Here is an 18,398-nt window from a genome sequence, read left to right as displayed (position 1 = left end):
CGTCTTTACCTTAAGACGTCATAGTCCACGTATCGCGAATGGCTTCCAGAAACTGGGTAAGGACGGGCTGCGCGATTTGCCCCGGCCGCCAAAGCGCCACCAGGGGATGGGCCAGCCCGTTATCACCTACCTCGGTTTCCACTCGCACAATATCCGGCCAGCGTTCAGGGCGCATATGGACAGGTAGAAAGGCCCAGCCCGCACCGGCACACAGAAGTTCACGCAGCATTTCTGCATCGTTAATTCGCTGAACGTCATCGGCAATTTGCAGGCGCAGTTTGAGCCATTCCGGCAGCTCGCGGAACGGCATAAGCTGCGTTCGCGACGCCAGGTTGAGTAACGATACCGTGCCTTCATCAAAAAAGCCGCGCCGGGCGTAAACCGCAAGAGAAATGCTACCAACTGAGCGCCACTGCAGGCTTTCATTAATCGAGCGATTCAGAGCCTGAAATATGCCAACGTCAACGCTCCCTTCCGCCAGCCAGCGCTGAGCATCGCCGCGCTCACCGAGCAGCAGATCGACGCGGATCTGCCGCATCGCCAGCGCGCCCTGCAAGCGCAAAAGAAAATCTCGCGGGGTAAACGGGTCATAGCACAGGGTTAAACGCGCACTAAGATGTTCCGGGATCTGGCGCGCCACCTGAGAAAACATTTGCGCTTCATGCAGAAATAATTGCGCCTGCCGCCAAAGCCTTTCACCCGCTTCCGTCAATTTTAGCGGCCTGCTGCTGCGATCGAACAGCGCATACCCCAAATCCATTTCCAGATACTCCACCAGCTCGCTAACGGTAGTGCGATCTTTTCTGAGTTTTTTCGCCGCGTGCGTGAGTGTGCCGGTTTCACATACGCAGGCGAAAGCCTCAATCTGCGCCAAAGTAAAATTAAGCGGATTCATACGCCCCTCCGTCATGTGCGCCGATTTTTCCATATTCTTCTGGCTCTGTCGCGCGGTGTTTTGCCCGGTGGCAGTGCGCCTGAAGGCGGGCTCATTATCAGAAGCAGGCAAAGAAAAGCAGTGCCAGAAGGTATTAAAACTATCGGCCCTGCTCGGCTATTCTTACGAGCCCCGGTTACCGTGGCCTTTTTAGTCGCTGACACTGTCTCGATACGAGCGCAACGTTTGGCCCGACGGGCGCTAAATAAACGCAGGCCGCCGATAGCGCTCGCGGATTTACCGCGCTGAAATTATTCATCGTGACCAGATAAATCACTATCGCAATCGGGGGTCTGGAGCATTCTGCAGCCCAAACCGGAGCGGCACAGCCAATAATGGCGCTCGTGCAAAGTAATAACGTCAACAACCCCACCGCTGCATACCCAGCGCAGGCGCTCTGGCTCGCGGTTAACCGGCGGGCAGGCTAAGTAATAAACTCATCAATTGAGTATGTGATTTACAGCCGGTCTTTTCCATAATGAGCCTTTTATGATAGCTCACTGTTTTCACCGAACGCTTAATTGCACGTGCAATATCCACCGGATTCATTCCACAACGCATCAGGTCCAGCACCGTCCGCTCGCATTCAGAAAACTGCACTAAACGATGGCTGCGGCTATCCTCCTGTCGCAGCAGGCCCGGCAGCGCTTCAGGGCGCGTATTGAGCGGAATGAGCACCCGGCGCAGAAATGGATAACAATAATTAATGTGGCGCAATACGTCGTCATCGGCCATCAAATAAATCGTTGCACCATGATTTCCTTTATCAATCATCTGGAAAAATTTTTGAGGTGCAATGATATGCAGTGAGAATTTTTTAACGCAGCGACCGGTAAATACGCCCCACACGCCGTCGCGTAAATAATTATCGCGCGTAATGAGATAAAAATGATTATCCATAGGCTATCGTATCCTGGATACCCAATTTCTTGTTACATAACGCGTTATACACTAAAGAAATAAGGGTATCTCTATTGCTGTTTTATCTTCTAAAATCCTAAAGCATATCATTCTATAAATACCGCACCGGGAATATGAAATGCGCAAAAGAGTTAACCTCTACGTTACGCACGAATAGATAATAAACCGTCACTGTATCTTTTTTATTTCCCGCTTATGTAAGACTATGTATTTACAACAAGATGAAAATAATTTTTTGTCAGGCTATGTAAGAAAGCGACTTTTACCCTAATATAAGGCATTAGTATCAGTAATTTTAGCCATTCAGTTACTACGAAGGGATGCCGCTCACTGCGCTCTATTGCCTACTCAGAATTCTTATCGGCTCGTAGAAAATAACAACTTACAGCATCGATGACGTGAACTATTGTCCCAACATTAATAGATCTAATTTAATATGCGAATTATTTTTATTATAAACAACGGCGCTTACTCCTCCATCTGCCAATCGAGCCATTAATGATAACTGAGATTTATAAGTAAAGTTTCACGTCATAAAATCACAACTTAGTAACAATGCTCAAATTATTTATAACCGACTAACGAAAATGAGTAAGTCGGATGAAATACTAAAAGCAAACGACCTCACCCATACAGCATGAAAAATCTTACTTTATTGACTTATATTTATTCTCGAAGCAATAATGTCAAAATATGAAAAAATGTATTAGATTAATTCTTCTTTATAATCACTCCTGATTAATACCATCCAACACAAATACTCCATTAGAAGTATCAATGAGGTGAATCTTCCTCTCCTTTGATTTTGCGCAATATGATTTTGCCCATGATTGTTATTTTCGCCGACCACACCGATTTTATAAAAAAGAGGAAGCAATGGACGTCAGTCGCAGACAGTTTTTTAAAATCTGCGCCGGCGGCATGGCAGGAACAACGGTAGCGGCTCTTGGCTTTGCGCCCAAAATGGCGCTCGCGGAAGCGCGCAATTATAAATTGCTACGCGCGAAAGAAACCCGAAATACCTGTACTTACTGTGCCGTTGGTTGCGGTTTATTAATGTATAGCCTGGGAGACGGTGCAGGAAATGCGAAATCGTCTATTTTCCACATCGAAGGAGACCCGGATCACCCGGTCAGCCGCGGCGCACTTTGCCCTAAAGGTGCTGGCTCTCTCGATTACATTAACAGTGACAGCCGCCTGAAGTACCCCGAATATCGCGCGCCAGGTTCTGATAAATGGCAGCGTATCTCCTGGGATGAAGCCTTCACTCGCATTGCGCGCAGGATGAAAGATGACCGCGATGCTAACTTCGAAGAAACCAACGCTCAGGGCGTAAAAGTTAACCGCTGGCTCACCACCGGTATGCTATGCGCCTCCGCTGCCAGTAATGAAAACGGCGCGCTGACGAATAAATTTGTACGTGCGCTGGGCATTCTCGGCGTGGATAACCAGGCGCGCGTCTGACACGGACCAACGGTAGCAAGTCTTGCTCCATCATTTGGTCGCGGTGCCATGACAAACCACTGGATTGACATGAAAAATGCCAACGTTATCGTCGTTATGGGCGGTAATGCGGCAGAAGCACATCCCGTTGGTTTCCGCTGGGCGCTTGAAGCGCAAAAAAACAACGATGCGAAAATCGTCGTCGTCGATCCTCGATTCACCCGCACGGCTTCCGTGGCGGATGTGTATGCGCCGATCCGCTCTGGTACGGACATTACCTTCCTGCTGGGCGTTATCCTGCATCTGGTGACTCACAATAAAATTAACGCTGAGTACGTTAAGCATTACACCAATGCCAGCCTGCTGGTACGCGATGACTTTAGCTTTGACGACGGTTTGTTCAGCGGTTTTGACGCCGAAACGCGCCAGTACGATAAAACAAGCTGGAACTATCAGTTCGACGCCGAGGGCGTTCCGCTGCGCGACGATACGCTCACGCATCCGCGCTGCGTCTGGAATCTGCTGAAAGAGCACGTGTCCCGTTACACGCCTGACGTCGTCGAAAATATTTGCGGTACGCCGAAAGAAGATTTCCTAAAAGTCTGTGAGATTCTGGCCTCGACCAGCGCCGTCGATCGCACTGCCAGTTTCCTGTATGCGCTGGGCTGGACGCAGCATACCGTAGGTGCCCAAAACATCCGCTCTATGGCAATGATCCAGTTGCTGCTTGGTAACATGGGGATGCCTGGCGGTGGTGTAAACGCGCTGCGCGGGCATTCAAACGTTCAGGGCATGACCGATATCGGGCCGCTGGCGACAACGCTACCGGGCTATCTGGCGCTGCCAAACGATAAGCAGGCCGATCTTCAGGCGCATCTTGACGCCAATACGCCGAAAGCGCTGATCCCCGGGCAGGTAAACTACTGGAGCAACTATCCTAAGTTCTTCATTAGTATGCTAAAGCACCTTTACGGTGATGCGGCAACCCGTGAAAACCAGTGGGGATACGAATGGCTGCCCAAATGGGACCAGCCGTACGACGTGCTGAGATACTTCGATATGATGCACCAAGGGAAAGTGAACGGCTATATCTGCCAGGGCTTTAACCCTATTGCATCAACGCCGGATAAGAACAAGCTGATAGCCTCGCTCAGTAAGCTTAAATATCTGGTCGTTATCGATCCACTGGAAACAGAAACGTCTAACTTCTGGCAAAATCACGGCGAGATGAACGACGTTAACCCGGCGGATATCCAGACTGAAGTCTTCCGGTTGCCTTCCACCTGCTTTGCAGAAGAAGACGGCTGTATCATTAACTCCGGGCGCTGGATGCAGTGGCACTGGAAAGGCGCCGATGCGCCAGGCGAAGCCCAGACCGACGGACAAATCGTCGCCGGCCTGCTGTACCATCTGCGCGAGCTTTACAGCAAAGAAGGTGGCAAGGGCTATGAGCCGTTAATGAATATGAGCTGGAACTACGATCGTTTCCTCCATCCGACCTCGGAAGAAGTCGCGAAAGAGAATAACGGTTATGCGCTGGCGGACCTTTATGATGACAAAGGCACCCTGCTGCGTAAAAAAGGCGAGCTGCTGGACTCTTTCGCACAAATGCGCGATGACGGCACCACCGCTTCAGGCTGCTGGATTTACGCCGGTAGCTGGACGGAAGACGGCAACCGCATGGCAAACCGCGATAACGCCGATCCTTCTGGATTAGGTACTACGCTGGGCTGGGGTTGGGCATGGCCGATGAACCGCCGCGTTCTGTACAACCGCGCCTCCGCGGATCCTCAGGGGAAACCGTGGGATCCGAAACGTCCGCTGATTCAGTGGAACGGGAAAAAGTGGGTTGGCTACGATGTGCCGGACTACACCAATGCACCGCCGGAAGCAAACGTTGGACCATTTATCATGCAGCAGGAAGGCATGGGCCGTCTGTTTGCGCTGAATAAACTGGCCGAAGGCCCGTTCCCTGAGCACTACGAACCTATTGAGACACCGCTGGGCACCAACCCGCTGCATCCAAATGTGGTATCAAACCCAGTGGTACGTATGTTCGAGGCCGACGCGAAGCGGGTAGGCACCCATAAGGACTTCCCGTATATCGGGACCACTTATCGTCTGACCGAGCATTTCCATACCTGGACCAAGCATGCGCGACTCAATGCCATTGCCCAGCCAGAGCAGTTTGTGGAAATCAGCGAAGCGCTGGCGAAAGCGAAGGGCATCGTCAATGGCGATACCGTAAAAGTCAGTAATAAGCGCGGCTTTATTCGCGCGAAAGCGGTAGTGTCCGCGCGTATCCGCACGCTGAACGTACACGGTCAGCAGGTGGAAACCGTCGGTATTCCGCTGCACTGGGGCTTTGAAGGGAGAGCGCAAAAAGGCTATTTAGCCAATACGCTGACGCCCGCTATCGGCGATGCAAACTCGCAGACGCCTGAATTCAAAGCGTTTCTTGTCAACATCGAGAAGGCGTAAGGGAGCGAACCTATGTCAATGCAAACTCAGGACATTATCAAGAGTTCAGCAACCAACGGCCTGACGCCGTCTCCGCGAGCGCGTGATTATAAAGAGGAAGTCGCGAAACTTATCGACGTGTCTACCTGTATCGGCTGCAAGGCCTGTCAGGTCACCTGTTCAGAGTGGAACGATATTCGCGATGAAGTCGGGCACTGCGTTGGGGTTTATGATAACCCCACCGATCTGAGCGCTAAATCGTGGACCGTGATGCGCTTTAGCGAGGTTGAACAGAACGGTAAGCTGGAATGGCTCATCCGCAAAGATGGCTGTATGCACTGTGAAGATCCCGGCTGTCTGAAGGCCTGCCCGTCATCGGGTGCTATTATTCAGTATGCCAATGGGATAGTCGATTTCCAGTCCGAGCACTGTATCGGCTGTGGCTACTGCATCGCAGGCTGCCCGTTCCACGTGCCGCGCCTGAATCCGCAGGATAATCGGGTCTATAAATGTACGCTGTGCGTCGATCGCGTCAGCGTCGGCCAGGAACCGGCCTGTGTGAAAACCTGCCCTACCGGCGCCATCCATTTTGGTACCAAAAAGGATATGCTGGATCTGGGCGAACAGCGCGTAGCGCAGTTGAAGAAACGCGGCTATGACCACGCTGGCGTCTACAACCCGCAGGGCGTTGGCGGCACGCACGTGATGTATGTGCTGCATCATGCCGACCAGCCAGAACTGTATCACGACCTGCCCAATGAGCCGAAAATAGACGTTCCGGTTAATCTGTGGAAGGGCATTCTGAAACCGCTTTCTGCGGCGGGCTTTATCGCGACATTCGCCGGGTTAATCTTCCATTACATCGGCATTGGTCCGAATGAGGAAGTGGACGACGACGAAGATGAGGAGGCGCGCCATGACTAAGAAGAGCAACATGATAGTCCGGACCAAATTTATTGACCGGGCCTGCCACTGGACCGTGGTTATCTGTTTCTTTATGGTTTCGCTGTCCGGGATAGCCCTGTTTTTCCCGACGCTGCAATGGCTAACGGAAACCTTTGGCACACCTAAAATGGGGCGCATTTTGCACCCCTTCTTCGGCGTAGTTATCTTTATCGCACTGATGTTTATGTTCATCCGCTTTGTTAAGCACAATATCCCGGACCGTCACGACTGGCCGTGGATAAAAGGCATTATCGAAGTGCTGAAAGGCAATGAACATAAAGTCGCTCAGGTGGGTAAATATAACGCCGGGCAGAAGATGATGTTCTGGACCATTATGAGCATGATTTTCGTGCTGCTGGTCACCGGCATTATCATCTGGCGCCCTTATTTCGCGTCGTATTTCCCTATTAAGCTGGTGCGCTGGAGCCTGCTTATTCACGCCACATCGGCCATTATCCTGCTGCACGCTATTTTGATTCATATGTATATGGCGTTCTGGGTAAAAGGCTCGATTAAAGGCATGATTGAAGGCAAAGTCAGCCGCCGCTGGGCGCAGAAACACCATCCGCGCTGGTATCGGGACGTTGAAATTAAGGAAGCCCGGGACGAGTCGCGCGGCGTGTAAACGCGGTTTGCTATTTCCTGTAAAAACCGGTGGCTTACGCCTCCGGTTTTTTATTTCCAACTGAAAACCACGTCCTGTGGCATGGTCATTAACGGGTTTTGACTCTGCCGTATTGTTTTAGGATTTAAATTCTCACAAGCCTGCCAACGCCTTCTTTTTAAGGGATTTGGTCCCCTCCTTTGGGGGGAATTCATGCTGCCTTCTATGAGGGCGGATTTTATTTGCGCCTCCCCCAGCGCCGCTGGCCTATCACGAATATATTTGGTTTACCGCGCCGCCTTCAGATTTAAACTGCGCTCACCCGGCAGGGGCTGATTATGAAAAGTATGTTCTTATGGATGCACTCACGTTGCCCGCGGAGTATCTGATTTTCCTGGTGTTATACTCCCTGGCGGACTGCAATGCGCATATTATCGACTATGGGCGAAACGCAAATAGTCGCAGTGGAGCCTCACAGAATAGCCCGGAATTATTAACCTCAGGTTTACTGGTAAACAGTGATATAAAAACGCTCGGGGAGCGCCCCAAACCGACATCCGGAACGTTAAAACCAGCGCCGACTGCCGTCTCTTACTGTGCTAAAGCACGTTCCGGAGGCCGACTACCAGCATCTCTTCGTTTTTATTTTTAGCCCGGACCACCTAAGAGGCCGTTTTCGGCATCGCCGGCGTATTCCTGGCACCGCGACTAATAGTAACGTCAGTAACAGGTTTGTGTAGCGCTTTATTGTCACTTTCAGGCTGCTATATAAAAGTTTACTTTACGATAGACGCACATTTTCACGGTTGGTACAGAGCCCGCGTTAACGCCTCGATATCCTTTTCCGCCGGGCTATTTGCGCTTTGAACCTGGTCAGAATAGGGTTCCTCTTGCTAACCGGATTCATTTTCACTGTTTTCAGCAATGCTCTGCTATTTACTGGCAGGAATTAACACCATTTCCTTAATTTCACCCGGCCTGATATCTTCACTCTGGGTGGCAGCAGCGCTTTTCTCTGCCGACGGCTCAGTAGTATCTTTCCGGTCGCTTTCCGCGTCTTTATCAGGCACCAGCGGCATAAACTTCAGACGAACAATCGCACCTTCGGTCGGTACTGCTTCAACTTCATCATTATCAGCGCGCATCCCTTCAGGCAGCGAATAGCTGTCCATCGTCACGCGATTCACGCGCCACGGAGTCAGGTAGCTCACCAGCAAATCCCCATTGCCGTTGGTAGTGCTGCCAAACTGGTTGTAGAAACCAATATCCGGTGTCCCTGGAACCTGCACCAGCGCGGCGGTGCTTCCCAACGTTTGCCCCAGTGCCACGCCACCGCTGTGTACCAGCACGCTACCATTGACGCCTGCGTGATAATGGCGCTGTGCGCTGCCTCTATCCATACTGACGCTCATCTCTCCGGCATTGTATTGATAGCGCAGGCTGGCATTAAGTCTGTCATCTTCGTGAATCACATGCTGCGCCGTAACATCGTAATTCAGGCTATAATCACTCAGCGCCGTACCGTATATATTTATCCCGTGGCTATCAGGCCCCTGGCTGTTCATCTCCGAAACATAGCCGACGTTGGTGGTATAGCTCCCGAGCGAGAAAGGTATACTGATGTTGACTCCGACCGTGGTTTCCGCTTTGCTGACGTTACTGCGCCTGTAGTCGCTGTACAGGCTCACATCCATATCCCACCAGTTAGCGCTCACGCTCATGGTTAACGAATTATCGATACCGCCGCCGCGCCGCGCTTTGCCCCATTCCCAAACCAGAGCAAGGCTACTGTCCTCGCCGAAATTTTGGTTTACTTCCAGCCGACTCGCCCACGCACGCTTGTCCTGCGAGTCTTCATCGCGGCTATCAAGCCACCACCATGATTTCAGATTTTCTGCACGAGAAATCCGCTCGGAAAAAGAGCGATAGCGGCCATTAGACGGATACCAGCGAAGCTGAGCGTTAATACTGGTTTCTGTCTGGAAGAATGCTTTGGCGTAGCGAAGTTTCCACATACTCCCGCGCAGGTGCGAATCCTCAATTGTATATTGCGCCTGGCTGACATCGAACGACAGTGCGCCATAGCGCCCTAAGTTACCGCCGACGCCCACCACCTGGCTGGCGTAATCCTCAGCTTGCTGCACTCCGGCAAACAGCGTGGTTTTTGGGGCGATGCCCCATGAACCTGTGCTTTGGAAAAAGCGAGAGTGCTCCTGAAGGCTTTTCTCTTTTCCCATGCGGTACGGTTTATAGTGCCCGGCAATCAACTCATAGCTGAACATCCGGTGCTGTACCAGATTAGGCATAACTGAATACGGAAGTTTACGCTTACGTTCCGTACCATCGTTTTCCTGGATAGTCAGTTCCAAATCGCCATCCGGATTTGGCGGATAGAAATCACGAATAGTAAAAGGACCGGGCGGCACATGGATACGGTAAACCCGTTCGCCATTTTGATAAATGAAGACTTCGGCTTCGGTACGCGCATAACCGTTTATCCACGGCGCATAGGGACGCCAGCTATCCGGGAACATCGCCTCGTCGCTGCCCAGCGCGGCGCCGCGATAGGTAAAGCTTTCAAACATATTGGCCGAGGTATAGCCATCCCCGAGCGTCAGACGCGAGCGCATTGACGCAATGTTGCGCCACAGAGACGTTCCGTTGCTATATGAACCTCGCAGTCCTTCCCGATCGCGCCAAAAGTTATTTTTCTGGCGCAGACGCCACGGCCCAAAGTTAATTCCGCTATCAAGATTTAGCGCGCCTTCCGTGCCGGAAGGATCCCAGTCGCTTTGGGTGCGATATTTATCCACGTCCAGTTGATAGTTAACAAATAACGCATTAATTCCGTTGTCCCAGCGGCTGGTGCTGATGCCATTTTGCTGGGCGTTAATGGCGGGTTCCGGGAAAAGCAGCGTCAATAACTGAGCGTCGGGTCGATACCAGTATTTCAGTTCGAAGGTTTTTGCAGATCGCGCGGTCAGGCAACCATTGTCATCCCATTCAAGTTTCTTCAACAGCGGAGGGAATACGCCCCACTCTTCCATTAGCGGGCGCCGCAGACAGGGTTCGTCTCCGGTAAAATCCAATTGAATAGCGCCTTTATAAGCGTTGTTCAGAATCACCCACGTTTTTTCGCGCGCTTCGGCGCAAAAAGAGAGGGGTAGCGTAACGAGAAGAAATAGCGGGATACGGGATATCATGACAAACAGCAGGCCGGCGCGAAGTGAATCAGGCGGGAAGAAAACGGGGAGAGAAAATCTCCCCCCATATGCATTCAGACAACGCGTTTATCGCCTGAAAGGGATTAATGCTTATTTCAGGCCAGCAAGCTCAGAACGAGCGCGGTTCAGGTCAGCCTGGATTTCACGCAGGTCAGCCTGCTTCTCAGCCAGTTTACGCTGATATTTGATAACTTTATCAGCTTTGCCTTTAGCCTGTGCTTCACGCAGGTCAGCCTGAACTTCAGCGATATCCTTACGTTTTTCAGCCAGTTTCTTCTCAAGCTTAGCAACTTGTTTCTGAGCATCAGCCAGAACGCTTGCGTTAGAGCAATGAGCTTTAACTTCAGCCAGTGCTTTTTTCAGGCCAGCAACTTTGTAGTAGTTACCGTACTGCTGAGCGATACGGATTTCTTTCTGCAGAGCAGCTTCTTTAGCGGCGCAGCTTTCAGCAGCCTGTGCAGTAGTAAATGCGCCCAGTGCGGCTACAACAGCCAGAATTGAAATTACCTTTTTCATCAAATTATCTCCTTTGTTGATACATACCGGACTCTCAACTGTCCGGCTTATTCCTGCGAGCCAAAGAATAGCGCGATAAGCGGTGTCGTTACGATAGTGAAACGTCCTCTTATTGCTGTAGGATGGTCTCTCCAGGCTGTAGTCCCGTCTCCCGCCAGCGGTTTAGCGCCCGGCGCAGCGTCAGTAACTCCTGTTCGAGTTGCGACATTCCCTCAATATCCGCCGCAATTTCTTGCTCTCGACACAGGGCTTCCAGTTCGTGAACGCCCAGCAATTGTATGCCGCCACGTAAACGATGTAATGCTTCGCGAGTTGGGGTCTCGGGCGCTTTGCGCCAGCGGGCGATAAATGCCAGCGTTTCATCCAGCACATCAACCTGTAAAGAGAGAAAAGTGGTTAAATTTTCGCCTTCCAGCAGCGTGGCAGGTAGCGCATCAGATAGACGTAACACCATTTCTTCTGTCGCATCCGTTGGGAGCGATGAAAAAGGAGCCAGTACATCCTGCAGCATGGTCAGGGTAATAGGCTTAAATAAGCAATTATTCATTCCTGCCTGGCGCGCTTCATCACGCACGGCTTCGCGGGCATCGGCCGTAACGCCAAATAGCGGCATATCCGGAAAGCGCTGACGTAACTCACGCGCCAGCGCATATCCGTTCATGCCAGGCATATTACAATCGCTGATGACGACGTCAAAGACCGCATGCCCGACTTTTTCAAGCGCGGCTTCAGCGTTTTCACAGCTATCAACCCGGTGCCCCAGCCAGCCGAGCTGCTGGCTCATTAAAAGTCGCCCTACCGGATTATCATCGACCACGAGGATGCGTAGCGTTCGACGGCGAGCGGGATGATCCCCATTTTGCCCCAGTGCCGTCGCTGGCAGCGCCGCCATTGCAGGCAGGCGAAGCGTAACGGTAACGCAGGTACCTTCGCCCGGCTGGCTGCTCAGCGCGATATCTCCGCCCATCATTGCTGCCAGCGTGCGGCAGATATAGAGCCCCAGCCCGCTGCCCTGCGCCATTCGGCGGCTTTCTCCTTGCTCAAATGGACGAAACAGGCGCTGACGCGTCTCTTCATCAATGCCTTCTCCGGTATCTTCCACTTCAAGGCGCAGCGTCAGGCAATCGCTCTCTTCGCGTTCAGGGAGAGCGCGCAGCGTTATCTGCCCGCTTTCGGTAAATTTAATTGCGTTACCTACCAGGTTAACGATAATTTGCCGAAAGCGCATGGTGTCAATCAGGACATCGTCATTTAAACCCGCGTCAATTTCCAGCATAAAGCGCAGCCCTTTTTGCGCCGCAAGGCCATCAAATAGTATGGCGCTGGACTCAATCAGCGTGCGCAGCGAGGCGCGCTCAGGGCGTAATACCAGCCGGCCTGATTCAATACGGGATACATCAAGGATATTGCCAATGAGCAGCAGTAAAGACTGTGCGGCTTCCCAGGCAATGCGCACAGACTGACGATTTTGCTCTGTGTCTCCGCGCCGACGCATCACCAGCTCCAGCATGCCGATAATGGCACTGATCGGCGTGCGGATCTCATGGCTCATCGTCGCCAGAAATACGCTTTTAACCCGGCTGGCGCTGTCCGCTTTACGTTTTGCCGTGCGCAGAGCCTGAATCATCTGACTCTGACGCGTTACATCCAGCCAGCCGCCAATAAGATAGCGCTGCCCTTTTACCGGCGCATGCCAGAGCTGCAATACCCGATCGGCGTAGCGAATTATCTGGGTATCTCCGCTATTATGCTCCTGAACACCGGGCAGCCAGGTCACTAATGGTTTACCGCGTAACGCTGCAGAATCGGTTCCCAGCGCCTTCTGCAGCGCCGGATTCCCGGCAATAAGCCGACCACGGCGATCGCTTAGCCAGGCAGGCGTTGGAATAACGTCCAGCGCCCGCAGTAATACCGCACGGCGACGGACATAAAATACAATGGCCACAAATATTGCCGCAAGGGCAATAAGATAGGGTAAATAGAGGCTGATGCTGCCCGGCTGCCCGCTACGCACGGACGTAAAGGCGTTACCTGCATAGCCGCTACGCGTTAAGGCATGTAAATCTTCGGGGGGAATATTAATTAGTGCTTTATTGAGGATGGTGACCAGAGGAAAAGAGTTACGCGAAGCGCCAAAAGCGAAGCGCATAGGCTCAGTATCAATACTGGCGACAATGCGTAGCGAGGAAAAAGCGGGCTGTGAAAGCTGAGAGTTCGCCACAATGAGCGGCACTATCATCATATCACTGTCACCGCGAGCCACCCGTCGCAGCCCCTCAAGCCAGGAATCAACGCTTTCCGTTTCGCCTATTCCCTGCCGGCGCAGCCAAGCCTCCGGTGCCTCGGAGCGTAAACTGACCACGCGCTGTGATTGCCCGCTGGTCGCATAGTTTTCACGACCTACCATTACCCATGAGTTATACAGCCAAGTGCGCGTTGTCAGCAGATTTGCCTGCCAGACGCCTTCCTGCGTCGCCCCTGCCACAAGATCGCTCTGCCCTCGTTTGACCGAGTCCATCGCGTCTTTTAAAGAGGGATAACGCTGAATATCAAAGGTAAAACCGGTTCGGGTTCGCAGCGCTGTCAGGATATCGGCGATGATGCCGCGCAGCTGGCCTGCTTCATCAAAAAACGCAATAGGCGCCTGATCTTCTGCCACTGCAACTCGAATATGCGAATGTTCCGCGATCCATTTATGCTCCAGCGAGGTGAAAATCGGTTTTTGCTCGCTAAGAGATAATGGGATACCGCCGTTCCAGCGACGATGTATTTCAACGTTGGCACTTTCCGGAAAAGCAGTGAGCATTTTATCCAGAATATCTATCCAGATTTTCATTTTGGGGATCGCGGCAAATGAAAATCCTGCGCTATGCAGCGCCGGCAGAACAGGACGAATGCTGAGGTTACTGAGGTTGGACTGACTCACCAGATAGCGTGCGGTTATCGCATCGCAGAAAAATAAATCAATATTACGAAACGCCAGCGACTCCATAGCATGACGCACGGTAGAGAACTCAACGACGTGGGCGTTTGGATAGCGGGCCAGCACCTTGTCGGGGTCGTAAACCGGCGCTATCGCAATGGTCCGCACTCTGGCATCCGGCAGTTCATCTGCGTTAACAACTTCAACCGCAACATTCTTGCTGTAAGGTTTACTTAGCAGCAGCCCCTGCCTTTCCTGGTTATCGCCCGCCTGCCCAATAAAATCAGCTTTTTTACTGCGCAACGCATCCAGTGCTGCGTCATAGTCCGGATAGAGCTGGACCTCTATTTCTATATTTAAGTTGTCCGCAATGAGCCCAAGAAAATCCGCGTTGATACCACCGTAATCATTCAGCCCGGTAGTAATATCATAGGGTGGCGACATTGGCTGCCATACGGCCAGGCGAATTTTTTTATGCTCCCGCAGCCAACGCCATTCTGCAGCGTTTAACCCAGGTTCAATGACCTCTTCCCGACCGCGGGATAGCAGTTGCAATAACTTCATCGCTTCCGTAGCATGCACTGGCGCAACCGCACTACACAGCATAATAAAAAGTAAAAACCAGATTCTCACGAGGAATTCTCTTCATCCAGCAGTAAAAATAACTGTTCTAAGTCATCAATACCGCTCTTCTTCATAATTCGCGCCTTATAGGTGCTGATCGTTTTATTACTTAACATCAGGCGATCGGCAATCTCTTTATTGGTCTTTCCTTGCTTGAGGTAATTCAGCACCGCAATTTCGCGATCGGAAAAACGCGCCAGTACCTGCTGAGCATCTTGCCCAAGGTAAGGCTCGTTTAATTCCGCCATTACGCCATTAGGGAAACACTGATATCCGGCGAGAATAAGGTGACACAGCGACTCAACCATAGGCAGCGGGAGACTTTTATTAATAAAGCCATCGGCGCCAGCCTGCAGGGTGCGTGTCGCATAAATATGCGCGGGCTGATTCGTGAAAATTAAAACTTTTAGCGAGGGGTAATGGTGCTTTATGCGAGGCAATAGATCCAGTCCATCGGCACTTTTAAGATCCAAATCCAAAATTAGCAGTTCTGGCGTATCCCGATGAATTTGTGCGAGGAGGCTCTCCCCGGATGAGCTCGTTACGGCAAAATCTCCGTTCTGTTCGAGCAGCACCTTGAGTGCAAAACAGATGGCCGGATGGTCGTCAACAAGCAATACTGAATTCATATCGTCCCTTCTCACTTCACTTGCACAGTATTCCCTGTATTGCGCAGATAGACTGTATTTTACCAGAATTTGAACTCTTGTTCCGCGAGATAGACTCCCTCAATAGAACGCGTTCACCAGGCGCACGGACAGGAATGGAATGTTACTCAGGGCGTTGTCTTCACCCCCGCGCATACCGATAACATAAATTTTACTCAAAAAATTGTTTTTAAAGTTCATTAATTCAATCAGTTGTGCTAAAACGGCGCTTAGCCATCGGCGGCGGTAAAGTATGCCGGATATGCCCCTGACGTTAAAAGCAGATTTATCCTGTTAACACTCCCTGAGCAATAATACATCGTCTGCTTACAAGTTCCCTATTAGGCACTTGAATTCCTTAGTTAACCCAGTCGGCCAATACTCAGTTTTCTTACATGTCAGGCATACAGTAAATGTATGCTCTGCTTATTCCGCGCAGCCAATCATCCAGCGGGGGTGCCTAATGTGTTTTTAAACGACCGGCCCAGATTCTGAGGCAACACGCGTAGATAATGCGCCAAAGGTTACCTTACTTTATGTTGGAATATTATCAGTAAAGAGCGGCTTCGCGATCTAAATAGCATTTTCAGATTTTTAGAGGAATATACCACAGACTCTATTCCAAATGATGTTTATTTCTATTATGAATAAGATTCTACGCATGCTTTGAGGCACCTTAGTTTTATCATTTAATGAAGTAAACGCGCCTCTCATTAATATTAATTAAACAAATAACAGATATTGCATAACATCAACCTGAGATAATAATTACTATATATAGCACCCAAAGATTCTCCCTAAGATGTTTAACAACTATTTTTATAAAGTTAAGGAGCCACACCTTATGGGCACTATGGTGCGTTCTTGCAAGCCGCCAAGGGAATCCCTGGGGCAGGTAATGGCACAATGCATCCCTGGATTACCGGGATGCTGACCCAAAAGAAAATCCATCATCTAGGGTATTTCGCATTAACCCACCGTTATTCACATAACTCATTTCATTAGAAATTTTAAACATTATGAAATCGCGTTGTTTAAGATTATTTAAGATAAAATAAGTAAGTTGAGCTTATTTAGCTCAAGTAAAATAAGCTCATCTCTCACTTCATTGGTTCATTTCAGGTAGGGAATGCTTTTCTAACAAAACCACACCTTCACTCAGAGTCATTGATTACGCGGCAAATGCTATCGCCGGGTCGCCCTGCCCTGCGTTTTCACTATTCATATATTGTCAATTTCATGCAGGCACCAATACCCTATCAATCAGGAACGGCATGTGCAGGCATTTAAGCACAAAACTAATCAAAAACGGATCGGGAAATTCGCTTCCGTAGGCGAAGAGAGATTGATGCATTTCCTGCGTATTAATAGCAAATTTAACAGGCTTGAAAATTTGAGTCCAAACGTCCCCTTAAGTATCAATACCCTGACGCAATAGCGTTTCTTCAAAACGCAAAACCTGTTTGGTATCATCGCCCGCGCTGGTTACGGGAATACGGGCTTACTCGAAAAGATACTGTTTATGCCTGTGAGTACACTTGCAGTATTCTTCACAATCGCTCACCTTCAGCGCGCATTGGTAAGTACCCCCAGTGATAATTCAGGAACGGTAATAACAACCATCTCTTTATTATTACCGTAATAAAAAAACAAATCCTCCTGCGGCATCCGCCGACATACTGTATGTGGAAGCGTGGGCTAAGGGGCGAGTGAGAATGACACAATCGAGAGTTATATAGGGGAAAAGCGAACTGTTTTCAGCGGCTCATATCAAAACATATGATTTTATTGTACTTTCACCCTATGCAATGAGAAGCGAACGCTCATTTTTATTGATATAAGCAGCTATAATAAGCATGCCAATACTGCATTTCGGATCGTCACTATGAATTGGCAGGCTTTTCTGGCAATTTTTGTATCGCATTGGGAAAATAATAATTTATAAAGCTCGCCGATAGCTCTTCGTGCCAGCCAAAATAGCATTTTTGGCTCGGTAATAATACGAGTTACTAGTAGTAGTGTACTGCACATCGTTTTCATTTATTCACTAAATATCTAACAATAAAATAAATCAGGTAATGCATTCCTATATACAAAAATAATCCAGAAGGCCACGTAATATATTATCCTTTAATTTGCTTACCACCCGGCCAGGATACAAGCATCACTATTACTCACCAGCTCAGCGATTATCGGTGATTGCTGGCAGGCTGCCCCTTATTTTCGTAAACGAAATAACGCTTATTTCTACAGCCGCTAAATTTAAATCAATACCAAAGGTACTGGTTTAATAACTAAGGAGCAGCGTGCAGAGATTATCTGTCAAAATAAGAAATCATACACGTAGAGCCGGACCACTATATTTAGAAAAAAACCGCCAGCGCCTCTGAATTTTATGTTTTGTAATACCATAATGGCGGATGCCCTTACGCATTCGACCATCCGCCAACGTCAGGCTTATTCGACCAGACGCAGTGGGGCGCGCTGCACCTCACCTTTTTGCAGTAGTGCATGACAGGCTTTCCAGTAAAGCAGTATTTTTTCCTCATCTTCTTCATGCTCTGCTTTTTCTCTAATAAGCATTGCCAAAGTATCCCTACCAATTTCTCGGTTTTTCGTGATTAATTCGAGGAGCGCTTCACCAAATATTGATGTTACAGTTGCACGCTTTTCATCTGTCATTCTTCTCCTCCTTTTATTGCTCACGCTATAAATAACTATAGCAGACGCAATCCTTATCCATCATTGAGCCAGACAATTAGATTAATTACTCTTATCAATAGAGAAAAAGCGCCGATTAATAATTTCACGCATATTTAATCGGGTTATTGCTGGATAAATCACTACAAAACAGTTAGCTAAAATTTATTCTCTACAAGGGTAATGGTCAAAATAAAACCCCTCATTAATTCATGTTATAAAGTTTATCACGTTAAAAGATTGCTGGAAAAATTTTAAGAATAAAGCACATATTCATCACAATATCTTGCACATTATTAACACATCGAGTTTCTAAAAGAGCGCAGGCAGGCAAAGACATAGTTTAAAGGAGTTGAAAATTTGATAACGCTACAAAGAAATTGGTGGTGTAAGCCTACGCTAAACATCCAGAATGGACACAGCGCGATCAAAAACATTATGAATAATTCACCATTGA

At 49.6% G+C, this 18,398-nt stretch carries 10 protein-coding genes; 3 read left to right on the top strand and 7 right to left on the bottom strand.

Features of this window, described 5'->3' with window-relative positions; genetic code table 11:
• Positions 1 to 10: 10 nt before the first annotated feature.
• Together SFA31_RS11280 and SFA31_RS11275 are read right to left on the bottom strand one after the other, a co-directional pair.
• Positions 11 to 895, bottom strand: a complete 885-nt coding sequence (locus SFA31_RS11280) for a LysR family transcriptional regulator (RefSeq protein WP_322838062.1) — start codon at positions 893 to 895, stop codon at positions 11 to 13.
• A gap of 447 nt (positions 896 to 1,342) precedes the next feature.
• The gene (locus SFA31_RS11275; protein WP_322838061.1) at positions 1,343 to 1,834 is read right to left on the bottom strand and encodes a helix-turn-helix transcriptional regulator; all 492 of its coding nucleotides are present in this window, start codon (positions 1,832 to 1,834) and stop codon (positions 1,343 to 1,345) included.
• A gap of 897 nt (positions 1,835 to 2,731) precedes the next feature.
• Here SFA31_RS11275 and fdnG point away from each other — a divergent pair.
• From fdnG to fdnI, 3 genes are read left to right on the top strand one after another with little or no spacing between them, the layout of a single operon-like run.
• Positions 2,732 to 5,779, top strand: a complete 3,048-nt coding sequence (fdnG, locus tag SFA31_RS11270) for a formate dehydrogenase-N subunit alpha (protein ID WP_322838060.1) — start codon at positions 2,732 to 2,734, stop codon at positions 5,777 to 5,779.
• A gap of 12 nt (positions 5,780 to 5,791) precedes the next feature.
• Positions 5,792 to 6,682 (top strand): formate dehydrogenase subunit beta, encoded by an 891-nt coding sequence (fdxH, locus tag SFA31_RS11265; RefSeq protein ID WP_322838059.1) that lies wholly within the window; start codon positions 5,792 to 5,794, stop codon positions 6,680 to 6,682.
• Complete coding sequence (gene fdnI / locus SFA31_RS11260) at positions 6,675 to 7,328, top strand: formate dehydrogenase-N subunit gamma (RefSeq protein WP_322838058.1); 654 nt, start codon at positions 6,675 to 6,677, stop codon at positions 7,326 to 7,328. Before fdxH ends, fdnI begins: the two co-directional genes overlap by 8 nt.
• Positions 7,329 to 8,239: 911 nt before the next feature.
• Here the strand turns inward: fdnI and SFA31_RS11255 are convergent.
• The 5 genes from SFA31_RS11255 to SFA31_RS11235 form a co-directional block, all read right to left on the bottom strand.
• Positions 8,240 to 10,510 (bottom strand): fimbria/pilus outer membrane usher protein, encoded by a 2,271-nt coding sequence (locus SFA31_RS11255; protein ID WP_322838057.1) that lies wholly within the window; start codon positions 10,508 to 10,510, stop codon positions 8,240 to 8,242.
• Positions 10,511 to 10,621: 111 nt separating this feature from the next.
• Positions 10,622 to 11,047 (bottom strand): DUF1090 domain-containing protein, encoded by a 426-nt coding sequence (locus SFA31_RS11250; RefSeq protein WP_322838056.1) that lies wholly within the window; start codon positions 11,045 to 11,047, stop codon positions 10,622 to 10,624.
• Between the two features lie 109 nt (positions 11,048 to 11,156).
• Positions 11,157 to 14,603 (bottom strand): ATP-binding protein, encoded by a 3,447-nt coding sequence (locus SFA31_RS11245; protein WP_322838055.1) that lies wholly within the window; start codon positions 14,601 to 14,603, stop codon positions 11,157 to 11,159.
• Positions 14,600 to 15,223 (bottom strand): response regulator transcription factor, encoded by a 624-nt coding sequence (locus SFA31_RS11240; RefSeq protein ID WP_322838054.1) that lies wholly within the window; start codon positions 15,221 to 15,223, stop codon positions 14,600 to 14,602. The genes SFA31_RS11245 and SFA31_RS11240 overlap by 4 nt, the downstream gene beginning before the upstream one ends.
• 2,475 nt (positions 15,224 to 17,698) lie before the next feature.
• On the bottom strand, positions 17,699 to 17,923 hold the full coding sequence (locus SFA31_RS11235) for a DUF2767 domain-containing protein (RefSeq protein WP_322838053.1): 225 nt from the start codon (positions 17,921 to 17,923) through the stop codon (positions 17,699 to 17,701).
• Positions 17,924 to 18,398 lie beyond the last annotated feature (475 nt).

The sequence above is a fragment of the Erwinia sp. HR93 genome, from assembly GCF_034555055.1.
GTDB lineage: Bacteria > Pseudomonadota > Gammaproteobacteria > Enterobacterales > Enterobacteriaceae > Apirhabdus > Apirhabdus apintestini.
This window is presented reverse-complemented; position numbering and strand designations above follow the sequence as displayed.

Excerpts from the sequence above, each read along its gene's own strand:
- fdnI (WP_322838058.1), top strand. The coding sequence starts at position 6,675 with ATGACTAAGAAGAGCAACATGATAGTCCGGACCAAATTTATTGACCGG.
- SFA31_RS11275 (WP_322838061.1), bottom strand. The coding sequence starts at position 1,834 with ATGGATAATCATTTTTATCTCATTACGCGCGATAATTATTTACGCGAC.
- SFA31_RS11280 (WP_322838062.1), bottom strand. The coding sequence starts at position 895 with ATGAATCCGCTTAATTTTACTTTGGCGCAGATTGAGGCTTTCGCCTGC.
- SFA31_RS11240 (WP_322838054.1), bottom strand. The coding sequence starts at position 15,223 with ATGAATTCAGTATTGCTTGTTGACGACCATCCGGCCATCTGTTTTGCA.
- SFA31_RS11235 (WP_322838053.1), bottom strand. The coding sequence starts at position 17,923 with ATGACAGATGAAAAGCGTGCAACTGTAACATCAATATTTGGTGAAGCG.
- SFA31_RS11255 (WP_322838057.1), bottom strand. The coding sequence starts at position 10,510 with ATGATATCCCGTATCCCGCTATTTCTTCTCGTTACGCTACCCCTCTCT.
- fdxH (WP_322838059.1), top strand. The coding sequence starts at position 5,792 with ATGTCAATGCAAACTCAGGACATTATCAAGAGTTCAGCAACCAACGGC.
- SFA31_RS11250 (WP_322838056.1), bottom strand. The coding sequence starts at position 11,047 with ATGAAAAAGGTAATTTCAATTCTGGCTGTTGTAGCCGCACTGGGCGCA.